Source organism: Gottfriedia sp. S16(2024) (assembly GCF_050473765.1).
Classification (GTDB): Bacteria; Bacillota; Bacilli; order Bacillales; family Bacillaceae_G; genus Gottfriedia.
Genome location: NZ_JBFLUO010000001.1, coordinates 3,049,973 through 3,076,120, shown reverse-complemented (window position 1 = coordinate 3,076,120; position 26,148 = coordinate 3,049,973). Strand labels below are relative to the sequence as shown.

General features: G+C 33.8%; 21 protein-coding genes. All 21 read right to left on the bottom strand.

Going from position 1 to position 26,148, the window contains the following annotated elements:
- Positions 1-382 precede the first annotated feature (382 nt).
- Positions 383-2,497 (bottom strand): polyribonucleotide nucleotidyltransferase, encoded by a 2,115-nt coding sequence (pnp, locus tag AB1282_RS14360; RefSeq protein WP_056470809.1) that lies wholly within the window; start codon positions 2,495-2,497, stop codon positions 383-385.
- A 232-nt stretch (positions 2,498-2,729) separates the two neighbouring features.
- Positions 2,730-2,999 (bottom strand): 30S ribosomal protein S15, encoded by a 270-nt coding sequence (rpsO, locus tag AB1282_RS14355; protein ID WP_025568545.1) that lies wholly within the window; start codon positions 2,997-2,999, stop codon positions 2,730-2,732.
- Between the two features lie 139 nt (positions 3,000-3,138).
- A complete protein-coding gene (ribF, locus tag AB1282_RS14350; protein ID WP_056470812.1) occupies positions 3,139-4,080 on the bottom strand; it encodes a bifunctional riboflavin kinase/FAD synthetase in 942 nt (313 codons plus the stop codon).
- A 72-nt stretch (positions 4,081-4,152) separates the two neighbouring features.
- Complete coding sequence (gene truB / locus AB1282_RS14345) at positions 4,153-5,064, bottom strand: tRNA pseudouridine(55) synthase TruB (protein WP_429899377.1); 912 nt, start codon at positions 5,062-5,064, stop codon at positions 4,153-4,155.
- Positions 5,065-5,136: 72 nt separating this feature from the next.
- Positions 5,137-5,484 (bottom strand): 30S ribosome-binding factor RbfA, encoded by a 348-nt coding sequence (rbfA, locus tag AB1282_RS14340; RefSeq protein ID WP_025568543.1) that lies wholly within the window; start codon positions 5,482-5,484, stop codon positions 5,137-5,139.
- 288 nt (positions 5,485-5,772) lie between these two features.
- Positions 5,773-7,953 (bottom strand): translation initiation factor IF-2, encoded by a 2,181-nt coding sequence (gene infB, locus AB1282_RS14335; protein ID WP_056470819.1) that lies wholly within the window; start codon positions 7,951-7,953, stop codon positions 5,773-5,775.
- 23 nt (positions 7,954-7,976) lie between these two features.
- The gene (locus AB1282_RS14330; protein ID WP_056470822.1) at positions 7,977-8,276 is read right to left on the bottom strand and encodes a YlxQ family RNA-binding protein; all 300 of its coding nucleotides are present in this window, start codon (positions 8,274-8,276) and stop codon (positions 7,977-7,979) included.
- A complete protein-coding gene (gene rnpM / locus AB1282_RS14325; protein WP_056470825.1) occupies positions 8,273-8,542 on the bottom strand; it encodes an RNase P modulator RnpM in 270 nt (89 codons plus the stop codon). Before rnpM ends, AB1282_RS14330 begins: the two co-directional genes overlap by 4 nt.
- An 8-nt stretch (positions 8,543-8,550) precedes the next feature.
- On the bottom strand, positions 8,551-9,675 hold the full coding sequence (gene nusA / locus AB1282_RS14320; protein WP_056470828.1) for a transcription termination factor NusA: 1,125 nt from the start codon (positions 9,673-9,675) through the stop codon (positions 8,551-8,553).
- Between the two features lie 16 nt (positions 9,676-9,691).
- The gene (gene rimP, locus AB1282_RS14315) at positions 9,692-10,165 is read right to left on the bottom strand and encodes a ribosome maturation factor RimP (protein ID WP_056470832.1); all 474 of its coding nucleotides are present in this window, start codon (positions 10,163-10,165) and stop codon (positions 9,692-9,694) included.
- Positions 10,166-10,408: 243 nt separating this feature from the next.
- Positions 10,409-14,719: a PolC-type DNA polymerase III gene (locus AB1282_RS14310; protein WP_429899376.1), complete on the bottom strand. Its 4,311-nt coding sequence runs from the start codon at positions 14,717-14,719 to the stop codon at positions 10,409-10,411.
- A 109-nt stretch (positions 14,720-14,828) separates the two neighbouring features.
- On the bottom strand, positions 14,829-16,526 hold the full coding sequence (locus tag AB1282_RS14305; protein ID WP_056470837.1) for a proline--tRNA ligase: 1,698 nt from the start codon (positions 16,524-16,526) through the stop codon (positions 14,829-14,831).
- A gap of 259 nt (positions 16,527-16,785) precedes the next feature.
- Complete coding sequence (rseP, locus tag AB1282_RS14300; RefSeq protein ID WP_056470840.1) at positions 16,786-18,042, bottom strand: RIP metalloprotease RseP; 1,257 nt, start codon at positions 18,040-18,042, stop codon at positions 16,786-16,788.
- Between the two features lie 13 nt (positions 18,043-18,055).
- The gene (gene dxr, locus AB1282_RS14295) at positions 18,056-19,207 is read right to left on the bottom strand and encodes a 1-deoxy-D-xylulose-5-phosphate reductoisomerase (RefSeq protein ID WP_429899375.1); all 1,152 of its coding nucleotides are present in this window, start codon (positions 19,205-19,207) and stop codon (positions 18,056-18,058) included.
- A 33-nt stretch (positions 19,208-19,240) separates the two neighbouring features.
- Entirely contained in the window at positions 19,241-20,029 is a 789-nt protein-coding gene (locus tag AB1282_RS14290) for a phosphatidate cytidylyltransferase (protein WP_056470844.1), read from the bottom strand.
- Positions 20,030-20,046: 17 nt separating this feature from the next.
- The gene (locus tag AB1282_RS14285; RefSeq protein ID WP_056470848.1) at positions 20,047-20,826 is read right to left on the bottom strand and encodes an isoprenyl transferase; all 780 of its coding nucleotides are present in this window, start codon (positions 20,824-20,826) and stop codon (positions 20,047-20,049) included.
- Between the two features lie 188 nt (positions 20,827-21,014).
- Positions 21,015-21,572, bottom strand: coding sequence for a ribosome recycling factor (frr, locus tag AB1282_RS14280; RefSeq protein WP_056470851.1), 558 nt, complete (start codon positions 21,570-21,572; stop codon positions 21,015-21,017).
- A 2-nt stretch (positions 21,573-21,574) separates the two neighbouring features.
- The gene (gene pyrH, locus AB1282_RS14275) at positions 21,575-22,297 is read right to left on the bottom strand and encodes a UMP kinase (protein ID WP_056470854.1); all 723 of its coding nucleotides are present in this window, start codon (positions 22,295-22,297) and stop codon (positions 21,575-21,577) included.
- 92 nt (positions 22,298-22,389) lie between these two features.
- Positions 22,390-23,274, bottom strand: a complete 885-nt coding sequence (tsf, locus tag AB1282_RS14270) for a translation elongation factor Ts (protein WP_056470857.1) — start codon at positions 23,272-23,274, stop codon at positions 22,390-22,392.
- A 128-nt stretch (positions 23,275-23,402) separates the two neighbouring features.
- Complete coding sequence (rpsB, locus tag AB1282_RS14265) at positions 23,403-24,101, bottom strand: 30S ribosomal protein S2 (protein ID WP_056470859.1); 699 nt, start codon at positions 24,099-24,101, stop codon at positions 23,403-23,405.
- Positions 24,102-24,625: 524 nt separating this feature from the next.
- A complete protein-coding gene (locus tag AB1282_RS14260; RefSeq protein ID WP_429899374.1) occupies positions 24,626-25,390 on the bottom strand; it encodes a FliA/WhiG family RNA polymerase sigma factor in 765 nt (254 codons plus the stop codon).
- Between the last annotated feature and the right edge of the window lie 758 nt (positions 25,391-26,148).

Sequence of the window (26,148 nt, the reverse complement as noted above, 5' to 3'; positions counted from 1 at the left end):
CTGGTCATTTCTAGTTCTACTTTCCTTATTGTAACCAAAAAATTTTTACACACACATTAAATTCTGGAAAATTAAAAGAGTGGGTTTAGAAGAGGAGTGGAAGTAAAATAAATAAAAAAAACAGGTTCATTTTTATATGAACCTGTTTTTTTATTTATTAAGGAAGACTAGTGACTTCCGCTTTTCGTGATGTCTAGCTCCAGGCGTTTGCCCCTCGAGGTCATAAGCCAAGGACCAGCAAAGGTTAAAAAGCAACCTTCACTGGTCCTTGTCTTATGCTTGTCGGGGCAGAGCGAACGCCTTCCGCTTTTCTTGATGTCTAGTTCCGCAAGCTAGCTCTTCGGTAATATTCCATTCAGACCTGGACGAGCTTGCTCCACATTTATTGTTGCTCAGCTTTTTCTTTTTGTTCTTTTAATACAGCTTTGCGAGATAGGTTTACTCGTCCTTGCTTGTCGATTTCAGTTACTTTTACTAGGATTTCGTCTCCAAGTGAAACCACGTCTTCAACTTTTGCGATGCGTTCTTCTGCAAGTTCAGAAATATGGACTAATCCATCTTTACCTGCAAAGATTTCAACGAATGCGCCGAATTTTTCAATTCGTTTTACTTTACCCATGTATAATTGACCTACTTCTACTTCACGAACAAGGTCTTCGATAATTTGTTTTGCACGTTCATTCATAGGTTGATCTACAGATGAAATAAATACTGTTCCATCTTGTTCGATGTCAATTTTTACGCCAGTTTCTTCAATAATTTTATTGATTTGTTTTCCACCTGGTCCAATAACATCTTTAATTTTATCTGGGTTAATTGTCATCATTAAGATTTTTGGAGCAAACTCAGATAATGCTGTTCTTGGTTCGCTAATTGTAGCTAGCATTGAATCAAGAATTTGCATACGACCGATTTTTGCTTGTTCTAATGCTTCTTTTAAGATTTGTTCTGATAAACCTTCAATTTTAATGTCCATTTGAAGTGCAGTTACACCTTTAGCTGTTCCCGCAACTTTAAAGTCCATATCACCTAAGTGATCTTCCATACCTTGAATGTCTGTAAGAACTGAATAATGTTCACCAGATTTAATTAATCCCATTGCAATACCTGCAACTGGTGCTTTAATTGGTACACCAGCATCCATCATTGCTAGAGTACTTGCACAAATACTTGCTTGTGAAGTAGAACCATTTGATTCAAGTACTTCTGATACAAGGCGGATTGTGTATGGGAAATCTTTTTGATCTGGAATACTTGGCTCAAGTGCTCTTTCACCTAATGCTCCATGTCCAATTTCACGGCGACCTGGTCCACGAATTGGTCCTGTTTCACCAACACTAAATTGTGGGAAATTATAATGGTGCATAAAACGTTTTGATTCTTCTATGCCTAATCCATCAAGAATTTGCACGTCACCTAGTGCACCTAGTGTACAAATGCTTAGTGCTTGAGTTTGTCCACGAGTGAATAATCCAGAACCATGAGTACGTGGTAATAAACCAACTTGTGATGATAATGGACGGATTTCATCTAATTTTCTTCCATCAGGACGAACTTTTTCAACTGTGATTAAACGACGCACTTCTTCTTTTACTAGCATTGAAAGGATTTCTTTAACTTGTCCAATAATCTCTTCGTCCGCTTCATTTTCTTCAAACTGAAGTACAACACGTTCTTTTACTTCATTGATCGCAGCTTCACGAGCATGTTTTTCATGAACTTGAATAGCTGCATTTAATTCTGTTTCACAAATATCGCGAATTTGTTTTTCTAATTCAGCATCAAGTTCATGAAGCTTAATTTCCATTTTTTCTTTTCCAATTTGTGCTACTATTTCTTCTTGGAATGCGATTAATTTTTTAATTTCTTCATGTCCAAACATAATTGCTTCAAGCATTACTTCTTCTGGCACTTCATTAGCTCCAGCTTCAACCATGTTAATTGCATCTTTCGTTCCAGCAACTGTTAAATGAATGTCACTGTTTTCAGCTTGCTCAACAGTTGGATTAATAACAAATTCGCCATTAATACGACCAACTACAACACCAGCAATTGGGCCGTTAAAAGGAATGTCAGATACACATAGAGCTAGAGAACTACCAAACATAGCAGCCATTTCTGATGAACAATCTTGATCAACGCTCATTACCATGCTGATTACCTGTACTTCATTACGGAATCCATCTGCAAATAATGGTCGAATTGGGCGGTCAATTAGTCGACTCGCTAATATTGCTTTTTCACTTGGTCTACCTTCACGTTTAATAAATCCACCAGGAATTTTACCTACTGCATATAAACGCTCTTCGTAGTTTACTGTTAATGGGAAAAAGCTAACTTTTTTAGGTTCCTTTGATGCAGTTGCTGTTGCTAATACGACAGTATCTTCGTATCTTACTAAAACTGCTCCATTTGCTTGCTTTGCTAATTGTCCTACTTCAACAGTAAGAGTTTTACCAGCAAGCTCCGTGGAAAAAACGTGCTTTTGTTGTTCCATATGGTATAAATACCCCTCTCTAATTTACAATTCAAAGTCTAAACTAATTATGTAAAAAAATCGTATATTCTCTATTATCTCCTATGTTTAGTAAAGAAATCAACTAACGAGAAAAAGAGAATAAATATTTATAAATTTAAAATACAATTCATCAGTAATTTTAAATCGATATGTATAAGAAAAAGCGGGAAGAATCCCGCTTTTTCTTAAAGTATCAAATTAATACTCGAAATTAACGACGTAAACCTAATTTGTTAATTAATTCACGGTAACGAGTAATGTCTTTGTTACGTAAGTAGTTAAGTAAGTTACGACGCTTACCAACCATTTTTAATAAACCACGACGAGAGTGGTGATCTTTTTTGTGAGTACGTAAGTGCCCATTTAAAGAGTTAATGTTTTCAGTTAAAACTGCGATTTGAACTTCTGGAGAACCAGTATCGTTCGCATGAGTTTTGTAAGTGCTGATAATTTCGTTTTTACGTTCTTGAGTTAATGCCATGTTTTTTCACCTCATAATAATATTATTGAACACCTATCACCTAGCAGTCGTCGGTGAATCGATTTGCCAAGCAACGGTTTTTCAAGTACTTTACTAATATTACATTGTTTTATTTATAAAAGCAAGTATTCTAAATTAGTTATTCTCTGAAATAATTTTTTACAGTTTCACGATCTTTTTGTAATTGATCGATTAGTTCATTTATACCATTAAACTTCTTTTCATCACGTATTCTAGCATACCAAAAAATTTCAACTTCTTTTCCGTAAATATCTTCATTAAAATCAAAAATATTTACTTCAATTGTTTGTTTTTGGAACTCATGATAGAAAGTTGGTTTGTATCCAATATTACACATACCTTCATATAATTCACCATTAACAATACATTTTACAGCATAAACACCTACTGAAGGTAATGCATACGGAATGGAAACAGAAATATTAGCTGTTGGGAATCCAATTGTTCGACCACGTTTGTCACCATCTACAACGATCCCTTTAATTTGATACTGTCTGCCAAGTAAGTGGGTTGCTTCTTCCATTTCACCAGCTTTTATCGCTTCTCTAATTCGTGTTGAACTTACTTTCTCATTGTCTAAAACGAATTTTGAAATGGTTGATTGTGTAAATTCACCTCTAGAATGAAATGGTAATGATTCCATATTCCCTTTACCATATTTTCCAAATGAAAAATCAAATCCAGCTACAACATGTTTTGCATTTAAAGAAATAATGTATTGATCGACAAATTCTTGTGGTAGTAGGGAAGCAAATTCCTCTGAAAATTCAACAACAAATAATTGGTCTACACAAAGTTTCTCCATCCACTTCACTTTTAGCTCCAAAGGTGTTAAATAGGAAATCGCATCATCACGATTTCCAAGAATTGCAGATGGATGTGGATCGAATGTCATCACTGATAATAATAATCCTTTTTCATCCGCAATTTCTTTGGCAGCTTTTATGACTTGTTGATGACCTTTATGTACTCCATCAAAAAAGCCAAGTGCTAAGACCGTTTCTTTACAATCTTCTTTTTTTATTGAATGAGGATGGGTGATTTTTATTATTTTTGTCATATATATCACCTTTTCTATAATCAAGTCTCTTTTCCCATTATAGAACAATGAATAAAATTTATATAGTTTTTTCTATTGGTTATGAAATACTCTTGTCGGTTTAATTACATTATTATTTTTAGGGTTTGGAGTGTACATTGCAATAATTCTATTATTTTCGTTGTAAACTGCAATATATTCCCCTTCTTTACAGTTCATCGTATTAGGAAAAAATCCACCATTAAATACTCTTACTTCTTCTTCAGTAGTCACAGTTAGACGTGGATACTCATCAAGAGCTTGCTCCATCGATAACATTACACGATCTAAAGTAAAATCATTAGCATTTTCTTCTAATTCAGCAAAAGTAACGCAATCATCAATCGTAAATGCTCCTGCTTTTGTTCTAGTTAAATAAGACATGTGAGCAGGGAATCCTAAAATTTCACCTATTTGAACAGCTAAAGTTCTTATATATGTACCTTTACTACAGAAAACTTCAAATTTAAAAGAAATTGTATCTCCTTCAAATACTTCTCGATCATCAAGTAAAATAATTTCAAATATTGTAACGGTTCTAGTTGGACGTTCAACTACAATTCCAGCTCTAGCGTATTCATATAGCTTTTTGCCATTTACTTTTACAGCAGAGTACATAGGAGGAGTTTGACTTATATCTCCTGTTAATTGATTTAATACATTTAAAATTTCTTCACGAGTAATAACTCGATCAACCTTCTTTTGATCAATAATTTCACCATGAGCATCCTCAGTTGTTGTAGAAAACCCTAAAGTAATTTCACCAATATATTTTTTCCGATCATCGGTTAAATATGGTATTAGCTTTGTAGCTTCACCTACACATATTGGCAAGACGCCCGTTACTTCTGGATCAAGGGTTCCTGTATGACCGACTTTTTTTGTCTTTAAAATCTTTCTTATTTTAAAGACACAATCATGAGAGGTAAGACCCGCTGGTTTATTCAGTGCAATTACACCATTCATCTTATCACCTATTGTTTATTTTTTAGCATGATGAAAAATGGATAGACGAATCACTCGCCTATCCATTCATTATCAGTTATTCTCTTTATTAATTTGAGTTAGCAATGTCTCAATTCGATTACCATAATCGACTGATTCATCAAATTCAAAAATTAATTCTGGCGTCTTACGTAAACGAATACGTTGACCAATTTCAGAACGAATAAATCCTTTTGCTTTCGCTAATCCAATTAATGTATTTTGACGTTGTTCATCGTCACCTAATACTGAAATATAGACTTTAGCTTGTTGAAGGTCACCTGTTACTTGAACATCAGTAACTGTTACGAAGCCGATTCTTGGATCTTTAATTTTTCTACCGATAATCTCACCAAGTTCTTTCTTCATTTGTTCCCCAACACGATGTGCTCTTACTTTCATACTTTCACCTCAATCTTACAAAGCAAAACAATTCGTGCTTTCATACGATTAGTTTAACTAATTGTATAAATAATTATTTATTATGCTGAACTTATTCAATTGTGATAAGTCCATTATTTATTTCCAATTATAATATCATCTTTTAAAAGAAAATATTGTAATGTCTAGTTCCAAAAGCTAGCTCTTCGGTAATATTCCAACTACTTTCGAAGTGGACAAACCACCACTTCTTCAAGTTGTCGGAGATATTCCCTTCAGAGCTGGGCAAGCTTTTTCCACTTTTCGTTATTACTTACGTTTAATTTCTTCCATTACGTAAGCTTCGATTACGTCGCCTTCTTTAATATCATTGTATTTCTCGATCGTGATACCACATTCGTAGTTTGTCGCTACTTCTTTAACGTCATCTTTGAAACGTTTTAGTGTGTCTAATTGACCTTCGAATACAACGATACCATCACGAATTAAACGTACACCGCTGTCACGAGTGATTTTCCCATCAGTTACATAACATCCAGCAATTGTACCAACTTTTGATACTTTGAATACTTGACGAACTTCTGCTTGACCGATTACTTTTTCTTCAAACTCTGGGTCTAACATACCTTTCATCGCAGATTCAATTTCCTCAATTGCTTTGTAAATAATGCGGTGTAATCGAATATCTACATTTTCTAAGTCTGCAGTACGTTTTGCATTTACATCAGGACGTACGTTGAAACCAATAATAATCGCATTAGATGCAGAAGCTAAAATTACATCAGATTCAGTAATTGCACCAGCGCCTGTGTGGATGATTTTAACTTTTACGCCTTCTACTTCAATTTTTTGTAATGAAGCAGCCATCGCTTCAACAGAACCTTGAACGTCAGCTTTAACAATTAGATTGATTTCTTTTACATTACCTTCTTGAATTTGAGCAAATAAATCTTCAAGAGATAATTTAGAGCTTTCACTACGTTGTTGAAGAACTGCTTGTGAAGCACGTGCTTCACCAACTTGACGCGCACGTTTCTCGTCAGCAAATACCATAAAACGGTCACCTGCTTGAGGAACTTCATTTAAACCAGTAATTTCAACTGGCATTGATGGACCAGCCTCTTTAATTCGACGACCTAAGTCATTTACCATCGCACGTACACGACCAAATGAAGTACCAACTACAATTGGATCTCCAACTTTTAATGTACCATTTTGAACTAATAAAGTTGCAACTGCACCTTTACCTTTGTCTAATTCAGCTTCAATTACAGTACCTAGTGCTTTACGGGTAGGATTTGCTTTATATTCTTCTACTTCACTAACTAAAAGAATCATTTCAAGTAACTGATCAACACCGTTACCGTTTAATGCTGAAATAGGAACAAAGATTGTGTCTCCACCCCATGCTTCAGAAACAATACCGTGTTCAGTTAATTCCTGCATTACGCGATCTGGGTTTGCAGATTCTTTATCCATTTTATTCACAGCAATAATAATAGGTACTTCTGCTGCTTTTGCGTGATTGATCGCTTCAACTGTTTGTGGCATAACACCGTCATCAGCTGCTACAACGATAATCGTAATATCAGTAACTTGTGCTCCACGTGCACGCATTGTTGTAAATGCTGCGTGACCAGGCGTATCTAAGAACGTAATTTTCTTTCCTTCGATTTCTACTTGGTAAGCACCAATATGCTGAGTGATTCCACCTGCTTCTCCAGCAGTTACCTTTGATTTACGAATATAGTCAAGTAAAGTTGTTTTACCATGGTCAACGTGACCCATAATCGTTACAACTGGTGGACGTTCTTGTAGAGTAGCTTCATCATCAGCTTCATCAATAAAGCTTTCGAAGTCATTTTCATCAACAATAACTTCCTCTTCAACTTCAACTCCGTAATCACTAGCTAGTAATTCGATCGTATCTTTATCAAGGTCTTGGTTAATTGTCGCCATAATGCCTAGCATAAATAATTTTTTAATTAATTCTGATGGTTCTTTACCTAATTTTTTTGCAAGCTCAGATACTTTTAAAGAACCTGAGAAGATAATTTTATTTGAGGTGTTCTCGGTTGAGTTATTTTTATGATTCATATTTTGATTGCCTTTCTTTATCCCTGTCGTTTGTCGATCTTCATTTTGACTGCTTTGCTTTTGGCTATCAGTCTTTTTCTTTTTATTACTGTTCTTTTTTGATTTTTCTTTCGTATCTTCTAATTGATAGTCTACTTCAAAATCAAGCTCTTCACTAGCTTCTACATTAAATGCAGGAATTACCTTAAAAGAAGATTTGGACACAGCTTTTTGGGGTTGTTTTATCTCTACAGACTTTGGTTGAAAACTTTTATTTAATTTTTCAACAATATCCTCTGCAATTGTGGCCATATGATTCTTTACTTCGATTTTTAAATCCTTGAGTCTTTCAATAATTTCCTTACTTGAAACATTTTGCTTTTTAGCATACTCATAAATTCTAATTTTCGTCATACGTTCACCCCCAGATTAGTCCATTAATTTAATAATGTCTGAAGTTTTGTTGCAAATCCTTGATCAGTAATTGCAACGACCACTCGAGCGTCTTTCCCAATAGCGTGCCCTAATTCAAAGCGATTTTCAACATAACAAAGTGGAGTATTGTAAAAAGTTGTCTTGTCTTTTATTTTCTTCGCAGTTAAATCGGAAGCATCCTTTGACAAAATAACTAGTTTTGCTCTTTTTTGTTGGACTTCTTTTACAACTAACTCTTCGCCTGAAACCACTTTACGAGCTCTAGCTGCAAGTCCTAATAAAGACAATCCTTTGTTTGTCATGCTTTTTCCTTTTCAATATACGCTAAAAGTTCTTCATATAAACTAGCATCAATTTTAGCGTTTAATTGCTGTTCTAAAGTATTTTTTTGCTGCGCTTGTTTTACAACTTCAACAGATTTTGTTAAGTAAGCTCCACGACCTGATTTTTTTCCACTTGGATCAATGGATACTTCTCCTTCTTTAGAACGAACAATTCTGATTAATTCTTTTTTTGGTTTCATTTCTTGTGTTACAACACACTTACGTAAAGGAATTTTTCGATTCATGAGTTTACTCACTCCTCATTAAAGTCGTCAGCGTAAGCATCGAAATCATCATTAGATACAGTTACTTCTTGCGCTGGTGATGTATAGTCAATACCAATTTTATCTGCATCTGACTGTGATTTAATATCAATTTTCCAACCAGTTAAACGCGCAGCTAATCTAGCATTTTGACCTCTTTTTCCAATTGCAAGAGATAATTGGTGATCTGGTACTACAACTGTAGTTGCTTTTTCTTCTTCATTTACTAAAACTCTAATAACTTGAGATGGACTTAATGCATTTGCAACAAATTCAACTGGATCTGATGACCAACGTACAATATCAATTTTTTCACCTTTTAATTCATTAACAATTGATTGCACACGTTGACCTTTTTGACCTACACAAGCACCTACTGGATCTAAATCAGGGTTGCTTGTATATACTGAAATCTTAGAACGGTCACCCGCTTCTCGCGCTACTGAACGAATTTCTACAACACCATCATAAATTTCAGGTACTTCTGTTTCAAATAAACGCTTTAATAATCCAGGGTGAGTACGTGATACAAAAATTTGTGGACCTTTTGAAGTTTTTTCAACTTTTGTAACAAATACTTTAATGCGATCATGGATTCTGTATTTCTCAGTTGGAATTTGTTCAGTTACAGGAAGTACTGCTTCAATTTTACCTAAGTTAACATAAATTGCGCGTGAATCGATACGTTGAACTGTACCTGTCATCATATCTTCTTGGCGGTCAATATATTCTGAGTAGATTACACCGCGTTCTGCTTCACGTACTCTTTGTGTTACTACTTGCTTAGCAGTAGTTGCAGCAACTCGTCCAAAATCTTTAGGAGTTACTTCTAATTCAATGATATCTCCTACCATAAAATTTGGATTATGTTGTTGTGCTTCTTCAACTGTAATTTCTAAACGTGTATCAAACACATTGCTAACTATTTCTTTTCTTGCAAAAACACGAATTGAACCATTATGTAGGTTAAAATCAACTCGAACATTTTGTGCTTGATTAAAATTACGTTTATATGCTGAAATTAAAGCTGCTTCAATCGCTTCAATTACGACATCTTTACTAATTCCTTTTTCTCTTTCAATTATTTCTAATGCTGTTAATAACTCCGAACTCATTAAAAGTACCCCCTACTTAGAAAAACGTAACAGCAAGTCTTGCACTTGCGATTTTTGGTGTTGGAATTGTAATCATTTTTTTTCTTGTTTTAATTGTTAACTCTAACTGAACTTCCTCTGACGTGTAGGAAATTAATTTCCCTTCAAATTTCTTTTCGTCAAGGATTGGTTCGTAAGTTTTAATGAAAACTTGTTTTCCAATTGCTTTTATAAAATCTTGTTCTTTCTTTAAAGGACGCTCAGCACCTGGTGATGAAACATCTAAAAAATATAGGTTTTCAATTGGATCTTTTTCATCTAAGACTTCACTTAGTTTTTCACTTACTGCAGCACATTGCTCCAAATCAATTCCAGACTCACTATCTATAAATACTCGAAGGAACCAGTCTTTTCCTTCTTTTACGTATTCTACATCAACTAACTCTAATCCTAGTTGTTCAATTATTGGTTGTGCTAATTCTGATACAACCTCTGTGACCTTCTTACTCAAGAAGTATCCTCCTTCCAAACATTACAAGATGAAAATTCCCTGCTATTTAGCAGGGAAATTATCTTTAGTATTTCCAATTTACGCAATTATTGTAACTTAAAATTCAAGTTTCAAACTACGCAAGAGATGAATTGGGTCATAAGGGTAATAAGAAAGAGCAGGTTGCCCCTGCTCTTCAAGAAAAATCCCGTGCTAAATTACATCTGTCTCTACTATACCATAATTCCCAAGTTTTGCAAACTGTTAAAAGCCATCGAAAAGTGATAATTGGTTTTGATCAGGTAAGTTTTGTAAACAGCCTTGTTTATCTAAATACTCTAATACTGTTTTTGAAATTTTACTTCTTTGTTGTAGGTCTTCTTTCGAAAGGAATTCTCCGTCTTCTCTAGATGCAACAATATTTTTAGCCGCATTCGTTCCTAATCCAGGAATCGAATTAAATGGTGGGATTAATTTGTTACCATTTACTAAAAATTCATCTGCACTTGATCGATATAAATCCATTTTTTCAAATGAAAAACCTCTTTCACACATTTCCAATGCTAACTCTAGGACAGTCATTAAACTTCGCTCTTTTACTGATGCATCTAATCCTTTTATCGCAATTTCTTCAATTTTAGCTTTAATCGTACTCGGACCAGCAATCATAGCTTCAATATCGAAATCTTCAGCTCTTACTGTAAAATATGCAGCATAATAAAGAATTGGATGGTGAACTTTGAAATATGCAATTCGTACTGCCATCAAAACATATGCAGCAGCGTGGGCTTTTGGGAACATGTACTTAATTTTTTTACATGAATCAATATACCAAGCAGGTACTTTATTATTTCTCATTTCTTCTTCCCACTCTGCTGGTACGCCCTTACCTTTACGAACAGATTCCATTATTTTAAATGCTAATGAAGGCTCTAATCCTTGATATATTAAATAAACCATGATGTCATCACGACAACCAATTACTTCAGGAAGTGTACAAGTTCCACTGTTAATTAATTCAGAAGCATTTCCTAGCCATACATCTGTACCATGTGATAAACCAGAAATTTGAACTAGTTCTGAAAATGTAGATGGCTTCGTATCTTCTAACATTTGACGAACGAATTTTGTTCCGAATTCAGGAATTCCATAAGTTCCTGTCTTACAACCTATTTGTTCCTCAGATACACCTAAAGGTTCTGGTCCGGCAAATATTTTCATAACTTCAGGGTCATCAGTTGGAATCGTTTTTGGATCGATTCCACTTAAGTCTTGAAGCATACGGATAACGGTAGGATCATCGTGTCCAAGTATATCTAGTTTTAATAAATTATCATGGATTGAATGGAAATCAAAATGTGTCGTTTTCCATTCAGACTTAACATCATCAGCCGGGAATTGAATTGGTGAAAAATCATAAATGTCCATATAATCTGGAACTACTATAATTCCACCTGGATGTTGTCCAGTTGTTCTTTTAACACCCGTACATCCCATAGCTAATCGATCATATTCAGCACCACGTAAATTTAGATTATGATCATTTGCATACCCTCTTACGTAACCGTATGCTGTCTTATCAGCTACAGTACCAATTGTACCAGCACGATAGACATAGTCCTCACCAAAAAGTACTTTTGTATAATTGTGAGCAGTTGGTTGATATTCACCGCTGAAATTCAAATCGATATCGGGAACCTTATCACCTTTAAATCCAAGGAAGGTTTCAAAAGGAATATCATGACCATCTTTTTTAAATGCAGTACCACATTCTGGACAATCTTTGTTCGGTAAATCGAATCCAGAACCTACAGATCCATCATTGAAAAACTCTGAGTGTTTACAATTAGGACAGACGTAATGTGGTGGAAGTGGATTTACTTCCGTTATTTCCGTCATGGTCGCTACTAATGATGAACCTACAGATCCCCTTGAACCTACTAGATATCCATCATCTAATGATTTTTTAACCAGTTTATGCGAAATCAAGTAAATTACGGCAAAACCATGCCCAATAATACTTTTTAACTCTTTTTCAAGACGGGCTTCTACAATTTCAGGTAATTGTTCTCCGTAAATAGATCTAGCCATTTCATAGCTCATGTCACGAACTTCATCTTCAGCGCCTTCAATTTTTGGAGTATATAGGTCATCCTTAATTGGTTTAATATCTTCAATTAAACTAGCAATTTTTTGAGTATTTGTAACGACTATTTCTTTTGCTTTTTCTTCTCCTAAAAATGCGAATGAAGATAGCATCTCATTTGTTGTTCTAAAATGAACATCTGGTAATCGATGACGATTTAATGGATTTGCTCCACCTTGAGAACCAACTAATATTTTTCGATAAATTTGATCTTCTTTTTGTAAGTGATGAACGTTACCAGTTCCAACTACAATTTTTTCTACCTTTTCAGCCATTTTTACAAGCTTTGAAATGACTTCTCTTAAATGTTGTTCATTTCGAACAATTTCTAATTCCACTAAATGTAAAAGTGTCTCTGGCGGCAATACTTCGATATAATCGTAAAACTCCATTAGCTTTTCTGCTTCTTCAGGAGATTTTTGAACACTTGCTTCAAAAACTTCACCTTTATCACATGCAGATCCAACTAATATTCCTTCGCGATGTTTCACTAATAATGATCTAGGAACCCTTGCAACTCGATGATGATAATGGATATGAGAATAAGAAACAATTTTAAATAAGTTTTTTAATCCCGTTTCATTCGTAGCTAATAGTGTTGCATGTGATGGTCTTGCTCGTTTATAAGCATCACCTTTCCCCATGTTATTATTTAGCTCATCATGATAATACATATCCTGCTCTGCAGCATCTTTTAGCATTTTTAGGAGTAAGAAGCCAGTGGCCTCAGCATCGTAAATCGCTCTATGATGTTGTGTTAAGTTAATATCGAATTTTTTACAAAGTGTATTTAATCGAAAGTTTTTAAAATCTGGATACAAAGTTCTAGCTAACTCAAGCGTATCAATTACACCGTTATTTGTAATACCAATTTCATATTTTTTAAAGCCCATTTGAATAAAGCCCATATCAAAAGAGGCATTATGAGCTACTAGTATATCGTCACCCATCCACTCTTTAAACTCACGAAGTACCACATCAATATTTGGGGCATCTCTTACCATTTCGTCAGTAATTCCCGTCAATTCAATCGTAGTTGCAGATAGTGAATGATGTGGATTTGCAAATCGTTCAAATCGGTCAATGATTTCACCTTTATGAATCTTTACAGCAGCTAACTCGATGATCGTGTCATAAACTGCAGAAAGACCTGTTGTCTCTACGTCAAATACAACATAAGTTGCTTCTTCTAAAGAGACATGAGATGGATTATATGCTGTTGGTACACCATCGTTTACTAGATTTATTTCAACACCGTATAGTATTTTAACACCATGTTTTTTCCCTGCTCCAAATGCCTCTGGGAAGGATTGAACAACTGCATGATCCGTTATTGCAATTGCTTCATGTCCAAACTTACTTGCTTGTTTGACTAAATCACCTGCTGAAACGACTGAATCCATTTGGCTCATATGTGTATGAGCATGTAACTCAATTCTACGCTCTCCTTCTGGAGCTTCGTCCTTGCGTTCATCTGGAGTAATTTCATTTATATCATTTGCAATCATGACTAAATCACGTACAAATGTATCGTTTTGTACCGATCCTCTAACTTTTACCCACATACCCTTTTTAATTTTATTTAACATTGGGATATCTTCTTTATCTCTAGAGAACATTTTAACTAGTATTGAGCTCGTGTAATCAGTTATTTTAAAGGTAATTAAGACACGGCCGCTCTTAAGTTCACGAATTTCAGAATCGAATACAAATCCTTGAAGAACGACTCGTTTTTCTTCTTCAATGATAGACGAGATCGTATTAATTTCAGTTTCCTTAATATAATATCCAACAACAAGAGGCCCCTGAGGCTCATCACCTTCAGCTTCTTCAGCAGCCTCTTTCTTTTCTAATTCAACAAGTACTTCCATCGCTCGCTTGCGATCTTCTTCAGCTTTTTTCTCAAGAAACTCAGTTTTTTCTTCAACATTATCTTTAATCGTATTCTCAAAAAACAACTTAGGAAAACCTACTTTTTGATATAAATCTTGCAGCTGAGGAACATATCGATTTGTAAAGGCATTCTCTTCAATTAGACTATTTAAATTGATCATTACTTTATTATTTTCAACTGAAGGTAGTGCAGATTCAACATGTTGTAATATAGGTGATTTCGATTCAACAGATTGAATCATAAATGACCAATAATCAATTACTTTTTGTTCATCTATTTTTGGATTTTCTGTATTAATAACGACTGAAACATCTGCTATATGTTTAAAAGTTCTTAATAAACTTGTTACAAATACTTGAAACGTTGCAAAAGGTAAAACATTTTCTATTTTAAAAGTAAACTGCCACTTTTTTTCGCTTTTACTTACTTCAAGATTTACGATTTCCCCGTTTTTAAAATACAGGTCTCGCATATCTTCGGGAAATTGAAGCTGATCTAATAATAGCTGAAACCGCTCCTGACGAGTTTGTCCCATTTTTTCACCAACCTTTTTATGTGTAAAAAAATCGAAAGTACCTCTAAAAAAATAAGAGGTACTTTTTATTTGTGTGCGATTCCCTTAAGGTGTCGCTTCCACTTTTATTTTATTTTAACATATTTATTTCATTCACAAGGTTAGAAATTTCTACTTCTTTACTAACTTGTCCATCTCTTGTTTTAAGTTCTACAATTCCTTCTGCAGCTTTTTTACCAACAACTACACGAACAGGTATTCCGAAAAGATCAGCGTCTGCAAATTTTACACCTACACGTTCATTTCGGTCATCTAATAATACGTCTTGTCCAGTCTCTTTTAACGTTTTGTAAATATCGTCTGCTAAAGTTACTTGCTCTTCATTCTTTGTATTTACAGTAATAACATGTACATCAAAAGGAGCTAGATTTTTAGGCCATACAATACCTTTTTCATCATTATATTGCTCTACAATTGCAGCTAATGTACGAGATACACCGATTCCATAGCATCCCATAATGATTGGATTTGATTTACCATTTTCATCAAGGAATGTTGCATTCATAGACTCAGAATATTTTGTACCTAATTTGAAAACATGACCTACTTCAATACCTTTTGCAAAAGAAATAGTTCCTTTACCGTCTGGAGATATGTCACCTTCTTGAATAAATCTTAAGTCTAGGAAATCTTTAACATTATAGTCTCTATTTACAGTTACGTTAATGTAGTGATAGCCTTCTTCATTTGCTCCACAGCAACCATTTACAATACCTTTAACTGCATTATCAGCTAATACTAATAAATCAGATTTTACTCCAATTGGACCTAATGATCCGATTTCACAGTTCATTAGTTCTTTTACTTCTTCTTTAGAAGCAAGCTCTACTGAATGTGCACCTAAATAATTCTTTAATTTAATATCGTTAATTTCATGGTCACCACGAGCAAGCACTAATACGAAACTTTCATCTGCTTTGAAAATAATTGATTTAATGCTTTTTTCAATCGGTAAGTTTAAGAATTCAATTACTTCATCGATTGTTTTTTGATTTGGCGTTTCTACTTTTTGAACCTCTTCTAATTTCTCATCAGATGGTTCGTAATTCGTTACAACTGGCGCCATTTCAATATTTGCTGCATAGCTAGATTCATTTGAAAATGCGATTGTATCTTCACCAATGTCAGATAACACCATGAATTCATGCGTATCTTTTCCACCCATCGCTCCTGAATCAGCAACAACCGCTCTGAAATTTAACCCACAACGAGTAAATACGTTGCTATAGGCCGTAAATAAACGATCATATACTTCATCCAAGCTTTCTTGTGATGCATGGAAAGAATATGCATCTTTCATTAAAAATTCACGCCCGCGAAGTAGTCCAAATCGAGGACGTTTTTCATCACGGAATTTTGATTGTACTTGATAAAGTGTAATCGGTAATTTTTTATATGATTTTAATTCATCGCGAATAATAGAAGTTACAACTTCTTCATGTGTTGCCCCTAATGCAAATCCTCTACCATGTCGATCTCGTAAACGCATTAGTTCTGGACCAAAATTATCCCAGCGACCTGATTCTTCCCATAATTCTTGCGCTTGCATTGATGGCATTAACATTTCCATCGCACCGGCATTATTCATTTCTTCTCGAACGATATTTGCTACTTTTTGAAGAACTTTATTTCCTAAAGGTAAGAAACTATATATACCAGATGCATTTTGTCTAATAAAACCTGCTCTTAATAATAATTGATGGCTTTTTATATCTGCATCTGATGGTACTTCACGAAGAGTTGGACTATATACGATACTTTGTTTCAAAAGGGTTCACCTCATATTTTTCTTTTATTCTTATATTCTTTTTAATAATATTTTGTAAAATAGATTTCGTAGTTGACTTAAAAGTCACATGTAACAATACACGATTCTAAAAAAAGAGCTTTGTAAGATAAGAATCCGCTCCCACTTAAAACGGGCTAATTGACAAATAATATGTCACTAAGCCCGTTTTATAAGCAAGTAAGTCGCGGATTCTTAAACAAAATTCATGAAATTACACGATTAAATTAAACAGAGCTTCTTATAAGAAAAATCTTTTAATATCGTTCCAAGTTACGATGATCATTAATAACATTAAAAGCGCAAAACCAATAAAGTGAACGACACCTTCTTTTTGGCGATCAATAGGTCGACCTCTTAATGCTTCTATTGCAAAAAATGTTAGTCTTCCTCCATCAAGAGCTGGTAATGGCAATAAATTCATAATACCAAGGTTGATACTTAAAAATGCTGCCCATTTCATTAAGTAGAAAATACCTGATTGTGCAGCCTGATCAGTTACTTGATAAATACCAACTGGACCAGAAAGATTATTGATTGAGAATTGACCAGATACTAAATGACCAACTGCTAATACAATTTCTTTTGTCCATCCAATTGTTTCAGTTATGCCATATTTAACCGAAGAAAAAACATTTTTTTCAACAGGGGCATAAACACCAATTAATCCATTAACTTTATGATCGATTGTTTCTGATTTTGGAGTGATTGGAATCGAAATAACTTTGCTATCTCTTTTCACTTTAAATAATAATTCTTTACTTGGGCTTTCTCTAACAATTTTAACTACTTCTGCCCATTTTGAAACATCTTTATTATCAATTGATAAAACAATGTCACCTTCTTTTAGACCAGCAGTTTGTGCTGGACCTTTTGGAAGTAATTCACCAATTTTAGCATCATTTACTGGAGTTCCTTGAAGTAATCCCAATAAGATAAAAATCACTAAAGCTAGAATAAAATTCATCATTGGGCCTGCAAAAATAGCAATCGCTCTTTTTCCTACGGATTTACTATTAAATTGTCGGTTATACGGAGCAATCTGGTGTCCTTGTCCTTCACTATAAATGAACGCTTTTTCATTTACATTGAATTTTGAAACGCCTTCAGTTCCTTCTTCGGTACCAATGATTTCTAACTTATGCTCTAAATCTATTGAATCAACTTCAACAAAACGAAGATCTTGGAAACGGTCAAACTGATCAACTGCAATTTTCGTAACTTCTCCGATTGCATTAAATTGTAAACCGATATGTGATCCAGGCTTTACTTGTACCATTTCTGGATCTTCTCCGGCATAACGAACATAACCACCAAGCGGCAATAATCTTATTGTGTATGTAGTTTCATTTCGAAAAAATGAGAAAACCTTTGGTCCAAATCCAATCGCAAATTCTCTACATAATATACCAGCACGTTTTGCAAAATATAGATGTCCTAGTTCATGAAAAAATACAAGTGCGCCAAAAATGACAACAAACGCTATAACTGTATTCATGTAATTACCACCCTTACTTTATTAGTGATGAAACGAATTGTCTTGTTTGTTCATCAATGTTACGAATTTCTTCTAATGAAGGTTTACTTAATACATTGTGTTTTTCAAGAGCGTTTTCTATTAAATTCTCAATTTGTAAGAATGATATTTTATTCTGTAAAAAAGCAGCTACCGCTTCCTCATTTGCTGCATTTAATACAGTTGGTAAACTACCGCCAACTTTTCCTGCTTGATAAGCATAATCCAAACATTTAAACCTGTTAAAATCCATCTCTTGGAAATGAAGTGTCCCAAATTTAATTAAATCTAATGGCTTATGATTATTAATTGGTTTTCTTGAAGGATAGTTTAGTGCATAGGCGATTGGTACTCTCATATCAGGTGTTCCTAATTGTGCAATTACACTTCCGTCATCGAATTCAATCATAGAGTGAATAACACTTTCTCTATGTAGTACTACATCAATTTTTTCATATGGCATATTAAAAAGCCAATGTGCTTCAATCACTTCTAATCCTTTATTCATCATTGTAGCAGAATCAATTGTAATCTTTGCACCCATTGACCAATTTGGATGGTTTAGGGCATCTTCAATTGTAACATCTTTTAATTGATCCCTTGTTTTATCTCTGAAACTACCACCTGAAGCTGTGATGATTAATTTATGTATTTCACTATGATTTTCACCATTTAAACATTGATAGATTGCTGAATGCTCACTATCTACTGGTAAAATTGAGACACCATATTTTTCTGCTTCAGCCATTACAATATGACCTGCTGTTACTAATGTCTCTTTATTCGCCAATGCGATTGTTTTACCATTTTGGATTGCTTTCATAGTTGGAACTAAACCTACACTTCCAACAACAGCGTTTACAAGTATTGTACTGTCTTCATGGACTGCAACTTCGATAAGACCTTCTTCACCATATAAAACTTTGGTTTTCGAAGGGATCCCTAAGCTCTTCAGTTTTTCAGCTTCTTCTTTACCTGCAACTGAAACTAGTTTTGGTTTAAATTCTAAAATAATCTTATATAATTCATCAATATTTCTTCCAGCTGAACACGCGACTAAATCAAAATCATTTGATTGATTTCTAATAATATCGAGTGTTTGTATACCGATTGAACCAGTTGCCCCGAGTAAGCTGATTTTCTTCATTTTCATATGTCTCCTTAAATACAAAAACTAATACTATAACGCAAATAGTAAATAGACTATTGGCAATGTGAAAATGATACTATCAAATCTGTCTAAAATCCCACCATGACCAGGTAATAAATTTCCTGAGTCTTTAACGCCGTAGTACCTTTTATATGCAGATTGTACGAGATCACCTAATTGACCAAAAATCGAAACAAGAACAGCTACTAGTACTAAATATAGTATTGAATGATTTAAAGTTAACATAATCGATAAAATTACTGCAACTACTACAGCACAAATAATTCCACCGATCGAACCTTCAATCGTTTTATTGGGACTAATATCAGGCCAAAGTTTTGTTTTACCTGTGGCTTTCCCAATAAAATATGCACCCGAATCAGTTGCCCATATTACGAATAATGGGAAGAAGAAGTATGAAATGCCCATATTTCTCATCTCGTACATATAATGAAATCCGTAACCTACATATAAACTACTTAGCACTACAAAAGAAGCATCTTCAAAAGTAAATGTATTCTTTGTAATTACCGTATATGATAAAAGTAATAGGATTAGTACAATTGAAATTTCAGTTTTACCGATTTCTATAGGAAAAAGGTTATTTGATAAAGCAGTTGGTGTAATTGCTACCCATGTTAAGATTAATCCAAGTACAGTTTGTGCACTAAATAAATTAAACTTTTTCATTCTAATCAATTCAAAATAACCGATTGTGCCAAGTGCAAATACAAGTAACCCGAATGGCCATTTACCAAATATTACTAATCCTAAAAATAAAGCTCCAGCTATAACTCCTGTTATAATACGCTGTTTCAAGTTCGTTCACCGCTTTCTTAAATACCACCATATCTTCTTGCTCGATTTTGATATTCTTTTATAGCATCAATTAAACTTTCTTCGGTAAAATCGGGCCATAATACATCTGTAAAATATAGTTCTGAATAAGCAATTTGCCAAAGCATAAAATTACTAATCCTTAATTCACCACTTGTTCTAATTAACAAATCTGGATCTTTAAAATCACTAGTCATTAAATAACGATTGAACAAGTCTTCATTAATTTCTTCTTTATTTATTTTATTATCCAATACATCCGAAGAAATCTTTTTAACAGCAGAAATAATTTCGTCTCTAGATCCATAATTTAGAGCAAAATTTAATACCATACCCGTATTATTTTTTGTTTCCTCTACTGCTCTTAATACTGCTTCTGTTGTATAGCTTGGTAATTGCTCTTTATTTCCAGTTAACCTTACCTGCACATTTTCTTCGATTAATTCAGGTAAAAATGTCCCTAGAAATTCTTGTGGTAACTTCATTAAGAATTCTACTTCAGTTTTAGGTCTTTTCCAATTCTCAGTTGAAAAAGCATATAACGTTAAAGTCTTTACACCTAATTTACTAGCAGTTCTTGCTATTTTTCGAACTACTTTCATTCCCTCATAGTGTCCTTTAACCCTTGGTAGATTCCTCTTTTGTGCCCATCTACCATTACCATCCATTATTATTGCAACATGCTCAGGAATTACTCCGTCGACCCCATTTAATTGCGAACTTGGAGGTACATTTTTCTCTTCTTTATTTCTTTTAAAAAAAGAAATTAATTTAAACATCTTTAATCCTCCGTTTAAGTATATCTAATTAAAGCATTGAGTAAAAAAACCCCCTTAAACAGAGGGTCTTTTTACTCAAAGCGCTTAGTTTATTTAATTATAATGCAATAATGAAATTATGTAATAGCATAATGTGAAAAATTCATTATTTTTCTAAGCGCTAGTAAGATATACCTTGCAATGCAGTATTAAACTTCCATTATCTCTTTTTCTTTTTCTTTTGTGATTCCATCGATTTTTTCGATATGTGAATCAGTTTGTTTTTGAATGTCTTCTACAAGACCACGTAATTCATCTTCAGTAATTTCGCCATTTTTTTCTGATTTTTTAAGATCATCATTTGCATCACGGCGGATGTTACGTACTGCTACTTTAGCATCTTCAGCAGATTTTTTAACTACTTTTACTAAATCGCGACGACGCTCTTCTGTTAATGGTGGGAAACTAATTCTGATTACAGTTCCATCATTTGAAGGATTTAAGCCTAAGTCAGCTTTTTGAATCGCTTTATCCATATCATTAATTACTGTTTTATCGTAAGGTGTAATTAATAATAATCTTGCTTCTGGTACTGAAATATTTGCCATTTGGTTGATTGGCGTTGGAGCACCATAATATTCAACTAAAACTCTATCTAAGATAGCTGGGTTCGCACGACCAGCACGTACTGTTGCTAATTCCCTAGAGAAAGCAGAAACAGCTTTTGTCATTTTTTCTTTTGCTAAAGAAATGATTTGATTAGACATTTTTATTTCCCCCTTACTATTGTTCCAATATTTTCGCCTAGTACGGCACGTTTAATATTTCCTTCTTCCATAATTGAGAATACAATTAATGGAATATCATTGTCCATACATAAAGAAGATGCCGTTGAATCCATTACACCTAAACCTTCTTTTAATACGTCTAAATATGTAAGAGTTTCGTATTTTACAGCAGTTTTATCGATAGATGGGTCAGCTGAATATACTCCGTCTACATTATTTTTTGCCATTAAAATAACATCTGCTTCAATTTCAGCAGCACGTAATGCAGCAGTAGTATCAGTTGAGAAATAAGGATTTCCTGTACCAGCAGCAAAAATTACAACACGTTTTTTCTCTAAATGACGAATTGCTTTACGACGGATATATGGTTCTGCAACTTGACGCATTTCAATTGATGATTGTACACGAGATTGTACACCAAGTGTTTCAAGACTATCTTGAAGTGCTAATGAGTTCATTACAGTACCTAACATGCCCATGTAGTCTGCTGTAGCTCGGTCCATACCCATTTCGCTACCTGTTTTACCACGCCAAATGTTACCAGCACCTACTACTACTGCTACTTCAACATCAAGTTCTGCAATTTCTTTAACTTGCTCTGCAATTGATTTAATAACTGAAGGATTAATTCCAAATCCTTGTCCGCCAGCTAGTGCTTCACCACTAAGTTTTAATACTACGCGATTATATTTTGCTTTACTCATAATACCCTCCATTTACGTACATCTATGTATTTACGTTTCTTTAAAAAATAGGGAACACATAGTGTCCCCTATTTTCATTCAAAGTAACTAAATTAGTTACCTTTTACTTGATTCATTACTTCTTCAGCAAAGTTATCTTCACGTTTTTCTAAGCCTTCTCCAACTTCATAACGAACGAATGATTTAACAGTTCCGTTAGCAGCTTTTACGAATTGACCTACTTTAACGTCTGGGTTTTTAACGAAAGATTGATCTAATAAGCAGATTTCTTCGAAGTATTTACCAATACGTCCTTCTACCATTTTAGCAACGATGTTTTCAGGTTTACCTTCATTTAATGCTTGTTGAGTTAAAATTCCACGCTCATGCTCAACTTCTTCTTGAGAAACAGCATCACGAGAGATATATTTAGGGTTGATTGCAGCGATATGCATAGATACGTCTTTAGCAACATCTTCTTTAGTTGTTCCTTCTACAACTGAAAGAACACCGATACGACCGCCACTGTGTAAGTAAGCACCAAATGCGTCAGCATCTGTTTTAGAAACTAATTCAAAACGACGTAATGAGATTTTTTCTCCGATTTTAGCAATTGCATGGTTGATGTAAGTTTCAACAGTTTCACCAGTTTCCATTGTTTGTGCTAAAGCTTCTTCAACAGTTGCAGGTTTGTTAGCAACGATGTGTTTTGCAAGAACAGATCCTAATTCTTTGAAACCTTCGTTTTTAGCAACGAAATCAGTTTCAGAGTTTACTTCGATTAGTACTGCATCGTTTCCAGCTACTTCAACGAAAGTTAAACCTTCAGCAGCGATACGGTCACCTTTTTTAGCAGCTTTAGCGATACCTTTTTCACGTAGGTAGTCGATTGCTTTGTCCATGTTACCTTCAGTTTCAGTTAACGCTTTTTTGCAATCCATCATACCAGCGCCAGTTTTTTCACGTAATTCTTTTACCATTTGTGCAGTAATTGCCATAATAATTCATCTCCTATATGTAAGCTTATTTTATTCAATCGTTTTATAAGGTAAACAATTTTCGATTATTTTAACCTTAAAAAAAGGTGATAAAAGGCTAAAACCTCTTATCACCTTTCAATTTCTCATTAAGCAGTTGTTTCTTCGCCTTGTTTCGCTTCAAGAATCGCATCTGCCATTTTTGATGTAAGAAGTTTTACAGCTCTAATAGCATCGTCGTTTGCTGGGATAACGTGATCGATTTCATCTGGATCACAGTTAGTGTCAACAATACCGATGATAGGAATGTTTAACTTACGAGCTTCAGCAACAGCGATACGCTCTTTACGAGGATCAACAACGAATAATGCATCAGGAAGTTGCTTCATGTCTTTGATTCCGCCTAAGAATTTTTCAAGACGTTCTAATTCTTTTTTAAGTTGAATAACTTCTTTCTTAGGTAACACTTCGAATGTGCCATCTTCTTGCATTCTTTCGATATCTTTTAAACGTTTAACACGTTTTTGGATTGTTTGGAAGTTTGTTAACGTTCCACCTAACCAACGTTGGTTAATGAAGTACATACCAGAACGGATTGCTTCATCTTTAATAGCTTCTTGAGCTTGTTTTTTAGTACCAACGAAAAGGATGTTTCCACCTTCAGCAGCGATACCTTTCATTACGTTGTAACATTCTTCAACCTTTTTAACTGTTTTTTGTAGGTCGATGATGTAGATACCGTTACGCTCAGTGAAGATGTAACGTTTCATTTTTGGGTTCCAACGGCGTGTTTGGTGACCGAAGTGAACACCAGCTTCTAATAATTGCTTCATAGAAATTACTGACATTTTATTTCCTCCTAATGGTTCTTTTTCCTCCGCTCACGTCTTCTTCTCCTATCACTCCCAAACTGGGTAGCACCAATAAGAAAATCGGCAAGCGTGTGTATTAACACCATGGACTACTATAGCATATACATCATTATTTTACAAGAGAAAACGAGAAATTATTGTCGAAGTTTCAACAATGTTTGCTTTTCCTTTACTCTAAATAATTCTATCTTCCATTTTCATCCTACTAAATGATTAACAAATGAATGCAATAAATTTAGTGATTTGTGAATTGAGAATTCACCTGACCCAATTACTGAATCATTATCAGTATTGGGAATTTTTGTTAATTTATTCAACTTAATCGTATTCTTCTTCATATTTTATTAAATTGTAAAAAAAGAAATTGTCAATAAAGTAAGTAATGTGAGGCTGATTTCCTTTATCTAATTAAAAACATAAAATCATTAATACTGATCATTTCTAATAGAATTGCCTGTTAAAATTTCTAAATTTACAATGTAGAAATTACAAGGCTCCTATTATTTTTTACTTAAAAGGTCCCTTAATTTAAAAATAGACTTAGCATGAATCTGAGAAACCCTAGAAGTCGATAAATTAATAATTGCTCCAATTTCAGTCAATGTTAACTCTTCATGATAATACAAGCTTATTACTAGCTGTTCTTTCTCATTTAATTCAGTAACAATCGTCTTTGCAAGTAGCCTTATTTGTTCATCTTTCAGTAGCATTTCTTCTGGTGTTAATGTTTCATGATCTTTTATTGTATGAATAAAATTAACTTGTCCATCTCCTGCATCTTTGATTTGTTCATCTATAGACAACAGATTAGAGAAAAACACATCATTTGTGACATTAACAACTTCCATCGAAGTATATCCAGTATACTCTGCTATTTCTTCAGGTGTAGCTTTTCTTTGAAGATCCGGTTCTAACTTTTCAATTGCAAAATCAATTTTTTTTGCCTTATCTCTAATTGATCTAGGTAACCAGTCTTCTTTACGAAGACCATCCAATATATTACCACTTATTCTAATTGAAGCATATGTTTCAAACTTTAAATCTCTTTTCGGATCAAATTTTTCTAATGCGTCATATAACCCCAACATTGCTAAACTGTGCAAATCATCTCTGCTGACATTTGAGGGTAATCTTTGAGCTATACTATTTACCTGGAAATGAACTATTGGCATATAAATCCGCATTAACGCATCTCCTGCATCTAAATCACGATCTTCAATCCACCTTTTCCAATAACTTTGTGAAACATTTTTTTGAACTTGCAACACGTCTTTCACCTCAGCGAATTACCATATTATGTTTTATACTTGATTGACAATTTGATTTAAAATAGTGAGTTTTTGGTGAAAATATAATTTTTAGTCCTTCTTTTATTACTATTTAGCCTTTCAATTCCCCTAGCATTAAACGGTTAAATAGTAATAAATATGAATCTATTAATTTTATTCAATATTCGTTACGAATCAATCCAATTCGCATTCAAAAGCATCACGTTTATAATTTTATATACTAAGCCTCAAAATGCTTTTACAATGTATGTTTCGACAAAAACTCAATTGATCACTTTTCTTTCCTTTTAAAAATTATATTATTAAAATTCTTTAATTTACCCACTCGTTTTTTAAAATAATGTGAAATTTTATTTAGCACAATAAGAAACATTAATTTTTTTCATTTTTTCAAAATAATTGTACCTATATTCCAGAATTCTATTTTTAATATAATAGATAATTTTTTAGGATGACCTGAATTTTGTTATACTTAATAAAGAACAAATTTAAAGATTACAAAAATCATGATTTATACAATTAAAAAAGCAGCCTTTTTTGATTAATTGTTGTTTAGTAATTAACTGTTTATGACAAAAATTTATTAAAGCTAACGAGGTAGACATAAAAATAGGCTTAAGACTAAAGAAAGTAGGCTAAATCTAGAAACTTTCTCTATTTGTTTGATATTGTACTTCTTTACCTTCGTCTTAAGGAGAGTATGTATCTGGAGTGGAAATAAACTGACATATACT

Coding starts and splice junctions, on each gene's coding strand:
- rbfA (WP_025568543.1), bottom strand. CDS start 5,484: ATGAAAGTAAGAGCACATCGTGTTGGGGAACAAATGAAGAAAGAACTT.
- rpsB (WP_056470859.1), bottom strand. CDS start 24,101: ATGTCAGTAATTTCTATGAAGCAATTATTAGAAGCTGGTGTTCACTTC.
- rnpM (WP_056470825.1), bottom strand. CDS start 8,542: ATGAATCGAAAAATTCCTTTACGTAAGTGTGTTGTAACACAAGAAATG.
- tsf (WP_056470857.1), bottom strand. CDS start 23,274: ATGGCAATTACTGCACAAATGGTAAAAGAATTACGTGAAAAAACTGGC.
- AB1282_RS14310 (WP_429899376.1), bottom strand. CDS start 14,719: ATGGGACAAACTCGTCAGGAGCGGTTTCAGCTATTATTAGATCAGCTT.
- frr (WP_056470851.1), bottom strand. CDS start 21,572: ATGTCTAATCAAATCATTTCTTTAGCAAAAGAAAAAATGACAAAAGCT.
- ribF (WP_056470812.1), bottom strand. CDS start 4,080: ATGACAAAAATAATAAAAATCACCCATCCTCATTCAATAAAAAAAGAA.
- dxr (WP_429899375.1), bottom strand. CDS start 19,207: ATGAAGAAAATCAGCTTACTCGGGGCAACTGGTTCAATCGGTATACAA.
- infB (WP_056470819.1), bottom strand. CDS start 7,953: ATGACGAAAATTAGAATTTATGAGTATGCTAAAAAGCAAAATGTTTCA.
- rseP (WP_056470840.1), bottom strand. CDS start 18,042: ATGAATACAGTTATAGCGTTTGTTGTCATTTTTGGCGCACTTGTATTT.
- AB1282_RS14330 (WP_056470822.1), bottom strand. CDS start 8,276: ATGACAAACAAAGGATTGTCTTTATTAGGACTTGCAGCTAGAGCTCGT.
- AB1282_RS14285 (WP_056470848.1), bottom strand. CDS start 20,826: ATGTTTAAATTAATTTCTTTTTTTAAAAGAAATAAAGAAGAGAAAAAT.
- pnp (WP_056470809.1), bottom strand. CDS start 2,497: ATGGAACAACAAAAGCACGTTTTTTCCACGGAGCTTGCTGGTAAAACT.
- nusA (WP_056470828.1), bottom strand. CDS start 9,675: ATGAGTTCGGAGTTATTAACAGCATTAGAAATAATTGAAAGAGAAAAA.
- pyrH (WP_056470854.1), bottom strand. CDS start 22,297: ATGAGTAAAGCAAAATATAATCGCGTAGTATTAAAACTTAGTGGTGAA.
- rpsO (WP_025568545.1), bottom strand. CDS start 2,999: ATGGCATTAACTCAAGAACGTAAAAACGAAATTATCAGCACTTACAAA.
- truB (WP_429899377.1), bottom strand. CDS start 5,064: ATGAATGGTGTAATTGCACTGAATAAACCAGCGGGTCTTACCTCTCAT.